The organism is Burkholderia sp. BCC1985 (genome assembly GCF_905339915.1).
GTDB lineage: Bacteria > Pseudomonadota > Gammaproteobacteria > Burkholderiales > Burkholderiaceae > Burkholderia.
In genome coordinates this window covers 63,385-80,354 of sequence record NZ_CAJPGY010000019.1, presented here as the reverse complement: position 1 = coordinate 80,354, position 16,970 = coordinate 63,385, and the positions used below count along the sequence as shown (strand labels likewise).

The 16,970-nt window shown below is 69.2% G+C and carries 12 protein-coding genes; 4 read left to right on the top strand and 8 right to left on the bottom strand.

The features are described 5' to 3' along the window. Positions 1–28 precede the first annotated feature (28 nt). Together U4Z31_RS20750 and U4Z31_RS20745 are read right to left on the bottom strand one after the other, a co-directional pair. Positions 29–1,522 carry an FAD-linked oxidase C-terminal domain-containing protein gene (locus U4Z31_RS20750; RefSeq protein ID WP_044844032.1) on the bottom strand — a complete coding sequence of 498 codons (1,494 nt, stop codon included), beginning with the start codon at positions 1,520–1,522 and terminating at the stop codon, positions 29–31. Positions 1,523–1,559: 37 nt separating this feature from the next. After that, a complete protein-coding gene (locus U4Z31_RS20745; RefSeq protein ID WP_044844033.1) occupies positions 1,560–2,969 on the bottom strand; it encodes an FAD-binding oxidoreductase in 1,410 nt (469 codons plus the stop codon). A 140-nt stretch (positions 2,970–3,109) separates the two neighbouring features. On the opposite strand from U4Z31_RS20745, the gene U4Z31_RS20740 reads away from it, so the two are divergent. Then, positions 3,110–3,661: a cob(I)yrinic acid a,c-diamide adenosyltransferase gene (locus U4Z31_RS20740; RefSeq protein WP_044844034.1), complete on the top strand. Its 552-nt coding sequence runs from the start codon at positions 3,110–3,112 to the stop codon at positions 3,659–3,661. A gap of 94 nt (positions 3,662–3,755) precedes the next feature. Beyond that, positions 3,756–4,964, top strand: a complete 1,209-nt coding sequence (gene hmpA, locus U4Z31_RS20735; protein WP_321811275.1) for an NO-inducible flavohemoprotein — start codon at positions 3,756–3,758, stop codon at positions 4,962–4,964. Positions 4,965–5,050: 86 nt separating this feature from the next. Here the strand turns inward: hmpA and U4Z31_RS20730 are convergent, their stop codons facing one another. From U4Z31_RS20730 to aroG, 3 genes are all read right to left on the bottom strand, one after another. Further along, a complete protein-coding gene (locus U4Z31_RS20730; protein WP_321811274.1) occupies positions 5,051–5,440 on the bottom strand; it encodes a type II toxin-antitoxin system VapC family toxin in 390 nt (129 codons plus the stop codon). Further along, positions 5,437–5,706: a type II toxin-antitoxin system Phd/YefM family antitoxin gene (locus U4Z31_RS20725; RefSeq protein ID WP_039323450.1), complete on the bottom strand. Its 270-nt coding sequence runs from the start codon at positions 5,704–5,706 to the stop codon at positions 5,437–5,439. The genes U4Z31_RS20730 and U4Z31_RS20725 overlap by 4 nt, the downstream gene beginning before the upstream one ends. A 119-nt stretch (positions 5,707–5,825) precedes the next feature. Next, positions 5,826–6,899: a 3-deoxy-7-phosphoheptulonate synthase AroG gene (aroG, locus tag U4Z31_RS20720; protein ID WP_044844038.1), complete on the bottom strand. Its 1,074-nt coding sequence runs from the start codon at positions 6,897–6,899 to the stop codon at positions 5,826–5,828. Positions 6,900–6,941: 42 nt separating this feature from the next. On the opposite strand from aroG, the gene U4Z31_RS20715 reads away from it, so the two are divergent. Next, positions 6,942–7,187, top strand: a complete 246-nt coding sequence (locus U4Z31_RS20715) for a hypothetical protein (protein WP_185725004.1) — start codon at positions 6,942–6,944, stop codon at positions 7,185–7,187. 110 nt (positions 7,188–7,297) lie between these two features. On the opposite strand, the gene tldD is transcribed toward U4Z31_RS20715, so the two are convergent. The 3 genes from tldD to U4Z31_RS20700 form a co-directional block, all read right to left on the bottom strand. Next, positions 7,298–8,764: a metalloprotease TldD gene (gene tldD, locus U4Z31_RS20710; protein ID WP_057926717.1), complete on the bottom strand. Its 1,467-nt coding sequence runs from the start codon at positions 8,762–8,764 to the stop codon at positions 7,298–7,300. A gap of 92 nt (positions 8,765–8,856) precedes the next feature. Further along, positions 8,857–9,684 (bottom strand): carbon-nitrogen hydrolase family protein, encoded by an 828-nt coding sequence (locus U4Z31_RS20705; protein ID WP_321811273.1) that lies wholly within the window; start codon positions 9,682–9,684, stop codon positions 8,857–8,859. 51 nt (positions 9,685–9,735) lie between these two features. Then, complete coding sequence (locus U4Z31_RS20700; RefSeq protein ID WP_321811272.1) at positions 9,736–13,935, bottom strand: YhdP family protein; 4,200 nt, start codon at positions 13,933–13,935, stop codon at positions 9,736–9,738. Positions 13,936–14,161: 226 nt separating this feature from the next. Between U4Z31_RS20700 and glnE the strand changes: the two genes are divergently transcribed. Beyond that, on the top strand, positions 14,162–16,963 hold the full coding sequence (gene glnE / locus U4Z31_RS20695) for a bifunctional [glutamate--ammonia ligase]-adenylyl-L-tyrosine phosphorylase/[glutamate--ammonia-ligase] adenylyltransferase (RefSeq protein WP_321811271.1): 2,802 nt from the start codon (positions 14,162–14,164) through the stop codon (positions 16,961–16,963). Positions 16,964–16,970: the final 7 nt, after the last annotated feature.

Sequence of the window (16,970 nt, the reverse complement as noted above, 5' to 3'; positions counted from 1 at the left end):
GCGGCACGGGCCGCGCACCGCGCGGCGCTCAGAAGCGCGGCAGGTCGGGGTGCGGCAGCAGCCCTCCGCGCACGTGCTGGCGGCCGTATTCGGCGCAGCGCGCGCGGGTCGGGATGCCCTTGTCGGGGTTCAGCAGCCCGGCCGGATCGAACGCGCGCTTGACCGCGAAGAACGCATCGCGCTCCTGCGGCGAGAACTGCACGCACATCGAATTCAGCTTTTCGATGCCGACGCCGTGCTCGCCCGTCACGCTGCCGCCGAATTCCACGCAGCATTCGAGGATTTCCGCGCCGAACTGCTCGGCGCGGTGCAGCTCGTCCGGATCGTTCGCGTTGTAGAGGATCAGCGGATGCATGTTGCCGTCGCCGGCATGGAACACGTTGATGCAGCGCAGCCCGTAGCGCGTCTCGAGCTGCTCGATGCGGGCGAGCAGCGGGCCGATCGCACGGCGCGGCACGGTGCCGTCCATGCAGTAATAGTCGGCGGAAATGCGCCCGGCGGCCGGGAACGCGTTCTTGCGGCCGGACCAGAAGCGCAGCCGCTCGCTTTCGTTGCGCGACACCTGGATGCGCGTCGCGCCATGCTCGCGCAGCACGGCCGTCATGCGGACGATTTCCTCCGCGACTTCTTCGGGCGTGCCGTCCGATTCGCACAGCAGGATCGCCTTCGCATCGAGGTCGTAGCCCGCGTGCGTGAACGCCTCGACGGCCTGGGTGGCCGGCTTGTCCATCATCTCCAGCCCCGCCGGGATGATGCCCGACGCGATGATCGCGGCGACCGCCTCGCCGCCCTTCACGACATCGTCGAAGCTCGCCATCACGAGCTGCGCGGTCTGCGGTTTCGGGATCAGCTTCACCGTGATTTCGGTGACGATCGCGAACATCCCTTCGCTGCCGATCATCACCGCGAGCAGGTCGAGGCCCGGCGCGTCGAGACCGAGCGAGCCGAATTCGACGACCTCGCCGTCGATCGTGACCGCGCGCACGCGCATCACGTTGTGCACCGTCAGCCCGTATTTCAGGCAATGGACGCCGCCGGAATTTTCCGCGACGTTGCCGCCGATCGTGCAGGCGATCTGCGACGAAGGATCGGGGGCGTAGTACAGCCCGTAAGGCGCGGCGGCTTCCGAAATCGCGAGGTTGCGCACGCCGGGCTGCACGGTGGCCGTGCGCGCGTACGGATCGACCTCGACGATGCGCGTGAAGCGCGCGAGCGACAGCACGACGCCGTTCGCGATCGGCAGCGCGCCGCCGGACAGGCTCGTGCCGGCGCCGCGCGGCACGATCGGCACTTCCATGCGGCGGCAGATCTGCACGATCCGCTGCACCTGCGATTCGGTTTCGGGCAGCGCGACCGCGAGCGGCAGCCGGCGGTACGCCGACAGGCCGTCGCATTCGTACGGCGCGGTGTCTTCGTCGCGGAACAGCAGGCAATGCGTCGGCAGCACGGCCATCAGCGCCTGCACGACTTCGCGCTGGCGCTGCGCGCGGGTCGCGCTCGACAGTTCGACGGAAGCGTTCATTGGGTCTCCAGCCGGGGCGCGGCGGCGCGCCGCCGTGTCAGCACGTGAAGATCTTGCCGGGATTCATCAGGTTGCGCGGATCGAGCGCCAGCTTGATCGCGCGCATCGCGTCGATCGCGTTGTCGCCGTGCTCCTTCGGCAGGAAGCGCATCTTGTGCAGCCCGACGCCGTGTTCGCCGGTGCAGGTGCCGCCGAGGCGCAGCGCGCGCTCGACGATCCGGTCGTTGATGCGTTCGGCTTCGTCGATTTCCTCGGGCTTGTCGGGATCGATCAGGATCGCGACGTGGAAATTGCCGTCGCCGACGTGGCCGACGATCGGGCAGGGCAGCGACGATGCGCGCAGGTCGATCTCGGTTTCCTCGACGCACGCGGCGAGCTGCGAGATCGGCACGCACACGTCGGTCGTCACCGCGCGGCAGCCGGGCTTCAGTTGCAGCATCGCGAAGTACGCGTTGTGGCGCGCGGCCCAGAGCCGCGTGCGGTCCTCGGGGCGGGTCGCCCATTCGAAGCCCTGGCCGTTGTTCTGGCCCGCGAGCGCCTGCACGAGCTCGGCCTGTTCCTTCACGCCGGCCTCGGTGCCGTGGAATTCGAAGAACAGCGTCGGCGCTTCGGCGAGCGTCAGGTTCGAATGGCGGTTGATCGAGCGCACCGCGAGCGCGTCGACGAATTCGACGCGCGCGATCGGCACGCCGATCTGGATCGTTTCGATCACCGTGCGCACCGCGTCGCCCATCGACGGGAACGTGCAGATCGCGGCCGACACGGCTTCGGGCAGCGGATGCAGGCGCAGCGTGATCTCGGTGATCACGCCGAGCGTGCCTTCGGAGCCGACGAACAGGCGCGTGAGGTCGTAGCCGGCGGACGACTTGCGCGCGCGCGAGCCCGTCTTTACGACGCGGCCGTCGGCGAGCACGGCGGTCAGGCCGAGCACGTTTTCGCGCATGGTTCCGTAGCGCACGGCATTGGTGCCCGATGCGCGGGTCGCGGTCATCCCGCCGATGCTGGCGTCGGCGCCCGGATCGATCGGGAAGAACAGGCCGGTGTCGCGCAGCGCTTCGTTGAGCGCCTTGCGCGTGATGCCCGGTTCGACCGTGACCGTCAGGTCTTCCGCGTTGATCGACAGCACGCGGTTCATTTCCGACAGGTCGAGCGAGACGCCGCCGCGCACCGCGAGCAGATGACCTTCGAGCGACGAGCCTGCGCCGTACGGGATCAGCGGCACGCTGTAGAGCGCGCACAGCGACACGACTTCGCGGACTTCATCGGCGTTGCGGGCGAACACGACGGCGTCGGGCAGCTGCGGATCGAACGGCGATTCGTCGCGGCCGTGATGGGCGCGGACGGCGTCGGCGGTCGACACGCGCTCGCCGAAGGCGGCGCGCAGCGCATCGAGCATGGCGGGGGGCAGCGGGCGGCGCGTGGCGGCCGGCGGGGCAGGGTGATTCACGAATGTCTCCTGACGACTGCTTGTCAAACCTTCGGCCCATTCTACGCTGGAACGCCCGCTGCGCCCGCCGCCGCGGGCTGCGATAATCGCGTACCAACCCAACCGGCCCGCATCGCGGCCGCGCACGAGAGGACATTCGCATGGGCAACCGCTTGAGCAAGATCGCGACGCGCACGGGCGACGACGGCACCACGGGCCTCGGCGACGGCCGGCGCATCGGCAAGGACGACGCACGGATCGCCGCGATCGGCGACGTCGACGAACTGAACTCGAATCTTGGCGTGCTGCTCGCCGAGACGCTGCCGGACGACGTGCGCACGGCGCTCGTCACGATCCAGCACGACCTGTTCGATCTCGGCGGCGAGCTGTGCATTCCCGGCCATGCGGTGCTCGACGACACGCACCTCGCGCGCCTCGACACGTGGCTGGCCGACTACAACGCGACGCTGCCGCCGCTGAAGGAATTCATCCTGCCGGCCGGCTCGCGTGCGGCGTCGCTCGCGCACGTGTGCCGGACGGTGTGCCGCCGCGCGGAGCGCTCGATCGTCGCGCTCGGGCGCACCGACACGCTCAATGACGCGCCGCGGCGTTACGTGAACCGGCTGTCGGACCTGCTGTTCGTGCTGGCGCGTGTGCTGAACCGCGCGGATGGCGGCTCGGACGTGCTGTGGGAGCGCGGGCGCGTCCGCTGACGCCCGGCGTCGTGTTTCCGCACTGCGACAATTTGCCCGACGGACGTCTGTTTTTAAAGATGTATCGTATGAGCATGTTTAACGGAGAACGAACATGACCCACATCACCGCTGACCAGATGGCTCGCGTGAAGGCCACTGCCCCTGTCCTCGCCGTGCACGGCGCGACGATCACGAAGCATTTCTACCAGCGCATGTTCGCGCGGCATCCGGAACTGAAGAACCTGTTCAACCAGACGCACCAGAAGACCGGCAGCCAGCCGGAAACGCTCGCGAAGGCGGTCTATGCGTATGCGGCGAACATCGACAACCTCGGCGCGCTCGGCGGGGCGGTGTCGCACATCGCGCACAAGCACGCGAGCCTGAACATCCGCCCCGAGCATTACCCGATCGTCGGCGAGAACCTGCTCGCGTCGATCGTCGAAGTGCTCGGCGATGCGGTCGATGCCGAGACGCTCGAGGCATGGCGCGTGGCGTACGGCCAGCTCGCGCAGATCCTGATCGGCGCCGAGGCCGACCTGTACGCGGGCGCCGCGTGGAGCGGCTTCCGTCCGTTCAAGGTTGCGCGCAAGGTGCGTGAGAGCGACGAGATCACGTCGTTCTACCTGACGCCGGCCGACGGCGGCGACGCGCCGACCTTCGCGCCGGGCCAGTACGTCACGGTGAAGCGCTTCGTCGGCGATCTCGGCGTCGATCAGCCGCGCCAGTACAGCCTGTCCGACGCGCCGCACGGCAAGTGGCTGCGCATCTCGGTGAAGCGCGAGGCCGGCCAGCCGGAAGCGATCCCGGCCGGCAAGGTGTCGACGCTGATGCATGACGGCGTGGAGGAGGGCGCGATCGTCGAGGTGACCGCGCCGATGGGCGAATTCTCGCTGAAGCGCGGCGTCGATACGCCGGTCGTGCTGATCTCGGGCGGCGTCGGGCTGACGCCGATGGTGTCGATGGCCTCGACGCTGGTCGGCGAAGGCAGCACGCGTGAAGTGCGGTTCGTCCACGCATGCCGGTCGGGCGCGGTGCATGCGTTCCGCGACTGGCTGAACGATACGGTGCGCGAACACGCGAACGTCAAGCGCACGGTGCTGTACGAGCTGGTCGGCCCGAACGATCGCGTCGGCATCGATCACGACCTCGAGGGGCGCCTGACGCCGGAACGCGTGAAGCAATACGCGCTGGTTGCGGATGCCGACTACTACATCTGCGGCCCGATCGCGTTCATGAAGGCGCAACGCGACTCGCTGGTCGCGCTCGGCGTCGCACCGGAACGCATCAATACCGAGATCTTCGGCTCGGGTGCGCTCGAGTGAGATCCTGACGGCCGGTTCCGGCCACGGAAATGAAAAAACCCGGCGCGAGCCGGGCTTTTTCATTGCGCGACGCCGGGCGTGCGACGTCAGGCGCGCAGCATCAGTGTTGCGTGGTAGCGCCATACCTTCGGATCGGCACTGACGAGCGGCATGCCTTCATGTAGCGCCTGCGCGACCATCATGCGATCGAACGGATCGGCATGGTCAGGGATATCCGGCAACGCAGCGACCGCCTCGGCGTGATCGCTATTGATCGACAATTCCGCGAAGCCAGCGAGCCGGAATGCCGAACGGGCATCGCGTGGATGAACGGGGAGGTTGCCTTTACGATACTTGATCGAGATTTCCCAGATAGACGCGGCGCTGACGTACAGCGTGTTCTGCGGATCCTCGATCAATGCGACGGCGGTCGGCGACAGTTGCGGCGCGCCTTCAGCCGCCCACAGCGCGATATGCGTGTCGAGCAACAGCTTCACGGCGCGAGCCCTCGCTCGGCGCTGGCATCGAAATCGGCGGCAATCGATTCGTCGCCGGCGTTGAATGCTTCGACCGTCGTCGGGATGTTCAGGCCGGCAAGCAGCTGACGAGCGGCGCCGATGCGGCGCGGCGCCGTGTAGGGGACGATGCGGGCGACCGGATGGCCGTTGCGGGCGATCACGACTTCGGATTCGCGCCCCAGTTCCAGTGCCTCGACGAGACTTGAAAGCCGCGACTTGGCATCATGCATGTTGACGGTCGACATGAGTACCTCCGGTTAGCTAGGGCGTGTTAGCTAGTTTAGCAGAACCGGATACCGGCCGCAGTCGAACCATGGCAACCCGCTGGCAAGCGGGAAGCCACGGTCCGGACCGGTATCGCCTGTCAGTTGCCGCTGCCGCGCGCGACGCGGCGTGCCTTCACCGATTCCGCGAGGCCTTCGAGCACCTTCACGCTGTCGTCCCACGCGATGCACGCGTCGGTGATGCTCTGGCCGTAGGTCAGCGGGCAGCCCTCCTTCAGGTCCTGGCGCCCCTCGACGAGGTGCGACTCGATCATCACGCCGACGATGCGCTCGTCGCCGGCCGCGACCTGGCGGCCGATGTCCGCGCACACGGGAATCTGGTTCTCGTGCTTCTTCGAGCTGTTCGCGTGGCTCGCGTCGATCATCAGGCGCGCGGCGAGGCCGGCCTTGCCGATGTCCGCGCACGCGGCGTTCACGCTGTCCGCGTCGTAGTTCGGCGTCTTGCCGCCGCGCAGGATCACGTGGCAGTCCTCGTTGCCGGCCGTCGACACGATCGCCGAATGGCCGCCCTTGGTCACCGACAGGAAATGGTGCGGCTGCGATGCGGCCTTGATCGCGTCGACCGCGATCTTCACGTTGCCGTCGGTGCCGTTCTTGAAGCCGACCGGGCACGACAGCCCCGACGCCAGCTCGCGGTGCACCTGTGACTCGGTCGTGCGTGCGCCGATCGCGCCCCACGAGATCAGGTCGGCGATGTACTGCGGGCTGATCATGTCGAGGTATTCGGTCGCGGCCGGCAGCCCCATCTCGTTGATCTGCAGCAGCAGCTCGCGCGCGGTGCGCAGCCCTTCGTTGATCTTGAAGCTGTTGTCGAGGTGCGGATCGTTGATGAGCCCCTTCCAGCCGACCGTCGTGCGCGGCTTCTCGAAGTACACGCGCATCACGATTTCCAGCTCGCCGTTGAAGCGCTCGCGCTCCTTCACGAGCCGCCCCGCGTACTCGATCGCCGCCTTCGTATCGTGGATCGAGCACGGCCCGATCACGACGATCAGCCGGTCGTCCATCCCGTGCAGGATGCGGTGCATCGACTGGCGCGAGTTGTAGATCAGCTCGGACGCGGCCTCGGAGCACGCGAATTCGCGGATCAGGTGGGCGGGCGGCGTCAGTTCCTTGAGTTCGCGGATGCGGACGTCGTCGGTGTTGTGCGGGGGCATGCTGTTTCTCCTGGTTTTGCGGGCGCCGTTCGGTCAGTGCGCGTGCGGCAGATTCATCGATTCAAGCGATTCAGTGATTTCGGTCGGGGCCGCGGGATCCGCTGCGGCGGCGACCGGGTGGCGAAGGGCGAAAAAAAACCGCCGGGTTCGCCGGCGGTTTTTTCGGGAATTTCGGTTGCGCTTCACGCGCCATCAACCCTCTCGATCCGCCAGCGGTCTGAGATGCCAAAAAAAGTAAAAATAAAACTTGGCGGACATGACGGAGATTCGGTTCGTCAAAAAAGTTGATTCGGAATTTATACCCGGTCGCCGCGTCGCTGGCAACCGGGGGTGCTCAAAAATGCGGAGAATCCGCGCGCTTTTGCCAAAATGCGCGGATTGTCTGCGCCGCGATGCGGTTATGCCGTACCGCCGACCGTCATCTTGTCGATCCGCAGGGTCGGCTGGCCGACGCCGACCGGCACGCTCTGGCCTTCCTTGCCGCACACGCCGACGCCCGAGTCGAGCGACATGTCGTTGCCGATCATGCTCACGTACTTCAGCGATTCCGGGCCGCTGCCGATCAGCGTCGCGCCCTTCACCGGGTAGGTGATCTTGCCGTTCTCGATCATGTACGCCTCGGATGCCGAGAACACGAACTTGCCGTTCGTGATGTCGACCTGGCCGCCGCCGAAGTTCACCGCGTACAGGCCGTTCTTCACCGACGCGATGATTTCCTGCGGATCCTTGTCGCCGTTCAGCATGTACGTGTTGGTCATGCGCGGCATCGGCAGCGCCGCGTACGACTCGCGCCGCGCGTTGCCGGTGACGGGCATCTTCATCAGGCGCGCGTTCAGCGTGTCCTGGATGTAGCCCTTCAGGATGCCGTCCTCGATCAGCGTCGTGCACTGCGTCGGGTTGCCTTCGTCGTCGATGTTCAGCGAGCCGCGGCGGTTCGGCAGCGTGCCGTCGTCGACCACCGTCACGCCCTTCGCGGCGACCTGCTCGCCGATCCGGCCGGCGAACGCCGACGAACCCTTGCGGTTGAAGTCGCCCTCGAGGCCGTGGCCGATCGCCTCGTGCAGCAGCACGCCCGGCCAGCCCGGCCCGAGCACGACGGTCATCGCGCCGGCCGGCGCGGGGCGCGCGTCGAGGTTGACGAGCGCCGCGTGCACGGCGTCGTCGACGTAGCGCGACAGCACGTCGTCGGTGAAGTAGCCGTAGTCGAAGCGGCCGCCGCCGCCGCCGGAGCCGATCTCGCGGCGGCCGTTCTGTTCGGCGATCACCGTGACCGACACGCGCACCAGCGGGCGGATGTCGGCCGCGAGCGCGCCGTCGCTGCGCGCGACCAGCACGACGTCGTATTCGCCGGCGAGGCCCGCCATCACCTGCGTGACGCGCGGGTCGCGCCCGCGCGCCATCTGCTCGATGCGCTCGAGCAGCTTGACCTTCGCGGTCGCGTCGAGCGACGCGAGCGGATCGGACGGCAGGTACAGGTCGCGGCCTGAGATGCCCTTCAGGGAAGTGGCCGCCTTGATCTTCTGGCGGCCGCCGCCGGCCGCCGCGATCGCCTTGGTGGCCGCGGCCGCCTGCGCGATGGCTTCCGGCGACAGGTCGTCCGAGTACGCGAACGCGGTGCGGTCGCCCGCGACCGCGCGCACGCCGACGCCCTGGTCGATGCTGAAGCTGCCCGACTTCACGATGCCTTCCTCGAGGCTCCACGCTTCGCTGCGGGTCGCCTGGAAGTACAGGTCGGCGTAGTCGACGCGATGCGTGAAGATGTCGGCGATCGTGCGCGTGAGCAGGCTCTCGTCGAGGCCGTACGGCGTGAGGAGGATGTCCTTCGCCAGCGCAAGATTGCGGATGCCGGGTTCGATGATGTTCATGCGGGTATCGAGGGTTCTCAAAAAGTTGTCGGGTGCGTTCTGGGCAGATGGGTTGGCCGGGCGGCGTTTCAAGCGCCGGGCGGTTCAGCGGTTCAGGCCAGCACGCGATGCCGCCACGCGGGCAGGCTCTGGCGCACGTCGGCGATGCGCTGCGGATCGAGCGCGCCGGTCACGACGCTCGCGCCTTCGTCGCGGACCGCGACGATCTCGCCCCACGGGTCGATCAGCATGCTGTGGCCCCAGGTGCGCCGGCCGTTCTCGTGCTTGCCGCCTTGCGCGGCCGCGAGCACGTAGCACTGGTTCTCCACGGCCCGCGCGCGCAGCAGCATTTCCCAGTGCGCGCGGCCCGTCGTATACGTAAACGCCGACGGCACGACGATCAGCGCGCAGTCGCCCATCCTGCGATACAGCTCCGGAAAGCGCAGATCGTAACAGACCGACAGGCCGACCCGCCCGAACGGCGCGTCGAACGCGACGACCGTGTCGCCCGCGCGGATCGTGCGCGCCTCGTCGAACGATTCGTCGCCTTTCTCGAAGTTGAACAGGTGGATCTTGTCGTAGCGGGCGGCTTCCTGGCCGTTCGGGTCGAACACGAGCGTCGTGTTCAGCACGCGATCGGGCTCCTGTGCCTTCAGCGGCAGCGTGCCGCCGATCACCCAGATGCCGTGACGGTGCGCGGCCTCCGACAGGAAGCGCTGGATCGGACCGTCGCGGTAGGGTTCGGCGAGCGCGAGCTTGTCGGTGTCGCGATGGCCCATGAAGCAGAAATACTCGGGCAGCAGGACGAGCTGCGCGCCGTCGCCGGCCGCTTCCGCGATCAGGCGGCCGGCTTCGGCGAGATTGCGTGCGACGTCCGGCGTGCTCACCATCTGCAGCGCGGCGACCCGAAAGGGCGTGGCGGAACGGGTGTGATCGGTCATCGCTGGATCGGTTGCGTCATAAATGGGGTGCGGCCCGGCACCCTGCGCGCGTCAGTGGCTCGCCGCATCGGCCGGACCGTGATTCATCTTACCCTGATCGCCTCGCACCCGCTCGATGTGCGGATGCGCCCACGAGCCCGTGATCGCGTAGTCGAGCGCGAACGCGTGCGACAGCGTCTCCGACAGCGCGTAGTTCGCGGCCAGCACGCCGACACCCAGCAGCGGATTGATGATCGCGGCCGCGATTGCCGCCGTGCCGGCGCCGATCTTCGGCGCGACGTGCGCGTGCAGGTCCTGCGTCTCGGCGCCGAGGTCGACCGCGCCGCGCACCGTCACGTTCGCCGGCGCCGTCGTCATCGAGAAGTCGTCGGTGCGCGCGATCCCGTTCGAGATCCGGCTGGTGCCCGTGATCTTGTCGAACGGCAGCCCCTTGCCGATCACGTCGCGGAAATTCAGCGTCAGGAAGCGCGCGAGGCTCTGCAGGCTCAGCACGCCGAGCAGTTTCGCGGCACCCGGATCGACCTTCAGGATCTGGCCGTGTTCCAGGTCGAGCGCGACCTGGCCGCCGAGCGACGGCAGATCGACCGCGGTCGGGCCGCCGCGCCAGCCGACCTTGCCGGTCACGGTGCCGTGGCCGTTTGCAAGCGTGCGCGGCAGGCCCACGAGGTCGAGCAGCGCGCCCGCGTTGCCGACGTCGAGCTTGAAGTCGAACACGCTGCGGCGCGGCGCATCGTTTTCGTCGACGCCGCGGGCCAGCGCGCGGCGCGACGTGCGCCAGTTGCCGGTCGCCGTCAGCTTCGCGGCCGGGTTCGCCAGTTCGAACTTGTCGAGCTGCCACACCGGCGCGCCGTCTTCCTCGAGGTTGCGCGCGTTGACGACGAGCCTGCCGATGTCGTGATCGCGCGCGACCACCTGGTCGACGATCAGGTCGACCGACGGCATCGGCCGGTCGGTCGGCGTCGGCAGGTTCATCGCGCGGCCGACGAGGTCGTGCTGCGCGCTCTGCGGGATCACGAGCTTCGCGAGCCGCGCGTTCAGCACGCCCGCACCGTTGTGGCCGCCGCCCGGCGCCCACGACAGGTAGCCCGATACCTGGTTCGACGCGATGTTCGCCTGCCACAGCTCGTCGACGTGCGACGCGCCGATGATCACGTTTTCCCAGTTGCGCTTGAGCAGCTTCAGCGTGCCGAAGTGGAGCGCGAAGCGCTTCGGTGTGAAGCTCGCGAAATCGACGCGCGGCGCGGCCTGCGGCTCCGGCGCGCGCGGCGTGTCGTGCTGCAGCGTGCGGGCGAGCGCGAGCCACGCGTCGGCGTCCAGTTCGTCGACGTCGACGGCGGCGCTCACGCCGTCCTGCGGCAGGTCGGGCATCCGGTGGATGCCCATCGCGCCGCGCACCGCGCGCAGCGGCTGGCCGGGCGTCGCGTCGAGCAGGTAGGTCGCGGACACGGGCCCGAGCGTCAGGTCGGCATGCTCGAGGCGCTTGCCGCCGGCCTGGGCGGCCGGCTGCAGCGTGAAGCGGAACGGCATCGGCGTGCCGGCCGGTTTCGCGAACGGCGCCGGGAAATTCAGCGCGACGCCCGTCAGGTCGGAATGCGCGGTGACCTCCGGCAGGCGGCCCGGCGCGCCGCGCACGGCGAGCTGGTACGGCGCGTCGCCGACCACGTGCTCGAGCAGCGCCGCGGCCGTGCCCCGCAGGTTCAGGCCGCGCGCGGCGTCGAGCGCGAGCTTGCCGTCGACGTCCACCGCGTACGGGCCGTGCGACTGGAAGTTGCCGTTCGCGCGCACCGGGCCACCGAGGAAGCGCCCCGACAGCTCGTGCAGCGACGCGCCGGCCTCGCTGAAGCGCACGCTGCCGCGCAGCGCGGACAGCGGCGGCACGCCGTCGGTCGACAGCGTGTTGCCGCCGAACGCGAGCGTGCCCTCGACGTGCGTATGCGGATGCGGAACGTGCTGCGGAATCGTGATCTTGAGCGCGAGCGACGCGGGCCCCTGCGCATCGATCCGCTGGCCGATGTGCCCGCTCATCGCGCCGAGCGAGCTGTTGTCCGCGTAGTCGATCAGGTCCGCGAGCGGGCCTTGCGCATGGCCGTCGATGACGAGCGGCGACTTCGACGGATTGCCGAGATCGTCGATCCGGCCGGCGACCTTCGTCAGCGCGACGCGCTTGTAGTGCGCGCGCGCGATGTCGAAGCGCAGCTTGTTCTGCGCGAGCTCGAACACGCCGTCGATTCCGTCGAGTGCGGGCCAGATGCTCGGCGTGCCGTTCGCGAGCTTGCGCGGCGGGTACGGCGTCGGCTCGAAGCGCCCGCCGGTGAACGGCGCGACGATGTGGAACACGCCGGCGTCCGGCTCGTGTTCGAACGGGAATTTCTCGAGCGGGCCGCGGGCGACGATCGACGCCCCCTTGGTCACCTGGCCGTCCTGCAGCGCATGGCCGAGATAGTCGCGCAGGTGCTCGGACATCCCGGTCGGCAGGTAGCGCGGGATGCGCGCCACCGATGCGCGCGCGAAATCCGCGCGCAGGTCGAGCGAGCCGCGGCCGTGGCCGGGGTTCGTGTACGTGCCCGACACCGCGATTTCCGCATCGGGGTTCGCGACGAACAGGTCGGGCAACGTCACGTCGACGCGCGCGTGCTTCTCGCCCGGCGCCGGCGTGATCACCCATTTCGCGTTGCCGCGCAGCCGGTCGAAGGTCAGGCGCGGCTCGTCGAATTCGCCGGGCACCGTGACCGCCGCATTGACCGTGTCGAAGTGCGCGGTGCCGCCGGTTTCGTTCGCGTCGATGCGGCCCCACAAATTCTCGACGCCCGGCCAGCCGGCGCGCGGGTGACCGCGCGGGGAAAGACCCGGCGGCGGCTCCTGCGCGGCGACGCTGATGCCCTGCAGATCGCCGACGAAGCGGTAGCGGACGATCGGCGCGGCGCCCATGCGCCGCTCTTCGTCGGCCAGGTCGGGCCGCGCCGGCTTCGCGCGTTCGACCTCGATGTGATAGTTCGACACCATCCCGCGCGGGTCGAGCTTGATCAACTCGTTGCGCAGGCGAGCCGGCAGCGGCAGCCCGCGGATGAACTCGCTCAGGATGCCGAGATCGACGCGGTCGCCGACGACGCTCAGCAGCTGCCCCTGGTCGGCGGTCGGCACGCGGTAGCGGGCGGTCAGCGTCGACAGCGCGAGCGAACGGGCGAGCGGCGTGCCGTCCGGCAGCGGCGGCTGGCCGAGCTCCGCGTTGAAGCGCGTCAGGTGCAGCGTGTAGTCGTGGCCGGCGTCCAGCGCCATGTCCCAGCCGAACCCGACCGTCGGCACGTCGAGGCGCGGCTGGGTCGGCCGCACGCGCAGCACGACGTCGGCGCCCTGTAGGTCGCCGCCCGCGGAGCGCAGGTGGCCGTCCTGGAAGGTCGCCCAGATCGCGTTGTCGATCCGGCCCGCGTGGATCGTGAGCGGGATGTCGAGATAGCGGCCGAGCGTCTGCAGGTCGACCGGGCCGGTCGACAGGTACGCGTCGCCGGTCCAGTTCGTCGGCTTGCCGATCGGCGCGAGCGGCTTGTGGCGGAAACGCGCGCGGAAATCGAGCGGGCCGAGCAGCAGCGTGCCGTTCGCGGGCGCCTGCAGCGCGGCCTTGTGCTCGCGGCCGTGGTTGAGCACCGCGAGGCGGATGCCGGACAGCGCGAGTTCCGGTGCGTCGTGCTGCGCGTCGCGCCAGCGCAGCGTGCCGTTGCGCAGCACGATCGCTTCCTGCTTCAGCAGCCACGTGCCGAACGTGTCGTTGCCGCCGTGAGTGGTCGCGACGCCGACGCCCGCGACGCTCAGCGAGCCGTCGGCGGCGCGCGCGACGACGAGGTCGGGATGGTCGACGATCAGGCTCGACAGCGCGGGCGACAGCCGCAGCAGCGACATCCACGAGAGCGCGGCCGTCGCGTGCGGGACCGACAGCGCGATCTGGCCGTCACGGCCGCGAATGGTGAGGTTGGCGACTTCGACGCCCGGCTGCATGCCGGACCAGTGCGGAGACAGCTTGCCGATCGAAAGCTGCGCGTGCAGCTTGTCGGACACCGCGCGCTCGATGCGCGGGCGGTACTCGTCGATGCGCGGCAGCAGCACGTAGCGCATCCCGAGGAACACGCCGGACGCGACGAAGTACGTGCCGATCCCGACTGCCAGCGTCACCCTGAACACGCGACGCAGGACCGGATGATCGTGCTTCGGAGGTCCCGCTTCGGGCTCAGCTACGGCGGATTCCTGACGGTCGGACATGCGGCGGAAGGGCGGCGATATGGTAGTTTTGCAGACTGACGTTGAAATGTATCACACGGGTTCGTGCCGGCGGCCGTTGAGGCCGCACGGCACGGGCTTTCCTGCGCGCGGTTGTCGCGGCGGCGCACCCGCGTCGCGACACCGCGCCGAGTCCAAGGGGCCTGTCGGCAGCGGGGCGCGCACGCGTTGTCCCGCAGCGGGGCCTTACTGCCAGGCCCGCTTTTCGATGACCGACGCTTCCGCCCTGATCAGCACGTCCTATTCCCGCTACATCGCCCGCGCGGCCGCCGCGCGTCCCGCGCTGTCCGACCAGATCGCCGCGTGGGCCGCCGCGCCGCTCACGCGCGCGCAGCTCGACGCGCGCCTGACCGAACTGCTCGCCACGCCGGCCGGCTCGGCCGCGCCGGGCGACGAGCAACTGAAGCGTGCGCTGCGGCAGTTGCGTATCGAGGTGTTCGGCGCGGTCGCGGAGCGCGACCTGCGCGGCGTCGCGAGCGTCGCCGAGGTGACGGGCGCGATGACCGATCTCGCCGAAGTGGCCGTGCAACGCTCGCTCGCGCTGCTGTCGGCCGAACTCGAGGCGATGTACGGCGAGCCGCGCGGCGCCGACGGCCAGCGCGTCGTGCTCGGCGTGGTCGGGATGGGCAAGCTCGGCGGCCGCGAGCTGAACGTGTCGTCGGACATCGACCTGATCTTCGTCTACGAGGACGACGGCGAAACGGCCGGCGGCACGCGCTCGCCGCTGTCCACCCAGGAGTATTTCACGCGGCTCGGCCGGCGCCTGATCGGCGTGCTGTCCGAGGTCACGGCCGACGGCTACGTGTTTCGCGTCGACATGCGGCTGCGCCCGAACGGCGATTCGGGGCCGCTCGTCTGCAGCCTCGGGATGCTCGAGGAATATTTCTACGTGCAGGGGCGCGAATGGGAGCGCTACGCGTGGATCAAGGGGCGGCTCGTATCCGAAGGCGACAGCGACGCGGCGCGGCGGCTGGCGGCGCAGCTCGAATCGATCGTCAAGCCGTTCGTATACCGCCGCTATCTCGACTTCGGCGTGATCGGCGCGATCCGTTCGCTGCACCAGCAGATTCGCCAGGAAGCCGCGCGCCGCGCGTCGATGCGGCCCGACAAGGCCGACGACATCAAGCTCGGGCGCGGCGGGATCCGCGAGATCGAATTCAGCGCGCAGGTGTTCCAGCTGATCCGCGGCGGCCAGGATGCGGAATTCCGCGTGCGGCCGACGCTCGCGGTGCTGCGCCATGCGCAGGCGCGCGGGCTGATCGGCGAGGACGTGCGCGAGCGCCTGACCGACGCCTACAACTTCCTGCGCACGCTCGAGCACCGGCTGCAGTACCGCGACGACGCGCAGACGCACGCGATGCCGGTCGATGCGGGCGAGCGGGCGGTGCTGGCCGCGTCGCTCGGCTTTGCCGACTATGCGGCGCTGATGACGGTACTCGACGGTCACCGGACGTTCGTCGAGGCGCAGTTCGACCAGATCTTTGCCGACAAGGTGAACGGCGGCCCCTGCGCGGCGGGCGAGGACACGGCCGCGACGTGGATCTGGAGCGGGGCGCTCGCCGACGACGGCGAAGACGACGCGCTGCTCGCGCGCCTCGACGGCGTGGGCTTCACCGATCCGGCGGCCGTGCTCGCGCGGCTGCGCGCGATCTGGCAGTCGTCGCGCTACGCGGGCCTGCCCGAAAAGAGCCGGCAGCGTTTCGACAGCGTCGCGCAGCGCGCGCTCGAGGCCGCGCCGCGGATCGACGCCGCGCGCCGCGACGACACCATCGTGCGGCTGTTCGACCTGCTCGAGACGGTCAGCCGGCGCGGCGTCTATCTCGCGCTGCTGACCGAGTATCCGGCCGCGCTCGACCGCGTGCTGTCGGTGCTCGGCGCGACGCGCTGGGGCGGCGGCTACCTGATCCGCCATCCGCAGCTGCTCGACGAACTGCTCGACGACGAAGCGATCGCGAGCCCGTTCGACTGGCCTGCGTTCAAGGACGCATTGCGTGCGCGCCTCGCGGCCGCCGACGGCCCCGAGCAGCAGATGGACCTGCTGCGGCACGCGCAGCACGCGGAAGTGTTCCGCATCCTGCTGATCGATCTGGCCGGCCAGCTGTCGGTCGAGCATGTGAGCGACCGCCTGTCGGAACTCGCCGACGCGGTGCTCGACGTGACGATCGAAGTCGTCTGGTCGCAGCTCGCGAAGCGCCACCGCGACGTGCCGAAGTTCGCGGTGATCGCGTACGGCAAGCTCGGCGGCAAGGAGCTCGGCTACGCATCGGATCTCGACCTGATCTTCCTGTACGACGACCCCGACGAGCGCTCGGCGGACGTCTACACGACGTTCACGCGCCGGCTGATCACCTGGCTCACGACCGCGACCGGCGCGGGTGCGCTGTTCGACATCGACCTGCGGCTGCGGCCGAACGGCGAGGCCGGGCTGCTCGTGACCGATCTCGACGCGTTCCGCCGCTACCAGCTGCGCGAGGGCGACGCGGCCAACACCGCGTGGGTGTGGGAACACCAGGCGCTCACGCGCGCCCGCTACAGCGCGGGCGACCCGCAGATCGGCACGGACTTCGAGGCGATCCGCCAGCAGGTGCTGACGACGCCGCGCGACGGGGCGGTGCTCGCGAAGGAAATCGTCGACATGCGCGGCAAGGTGTTCGCCGGCCACCCGAACCAGACCGAGCTGTTCGACCTGAAGCACGATCGCGGCGGGATGGTCGACATCGAGTTCATCGTCCAGTACTGGGTGCTGCTGCATGCGTCGAGCGATGCCGAGCTGATCCGCAACACCGGCAACATCGCGCTGCTGCGCGAGGTCGCGCGGTTCGGGCTGATGGGCGAGGACGAGGCCGAGCGCGTCGGCGCCGCGTACCGCAAGTACCGGAAGCTGCAGCACAAGCTGCGGCTCGACGGGATGGAGAAGGCGCGCGTCGATCCGGCGCTGGTGGCCGACGAGCGGGCGGCCGTGACGGCGTTGTGGGCGCGTGTGTTCGGCGCGGTCGAAACGGGCGTTTGAGTCGGAC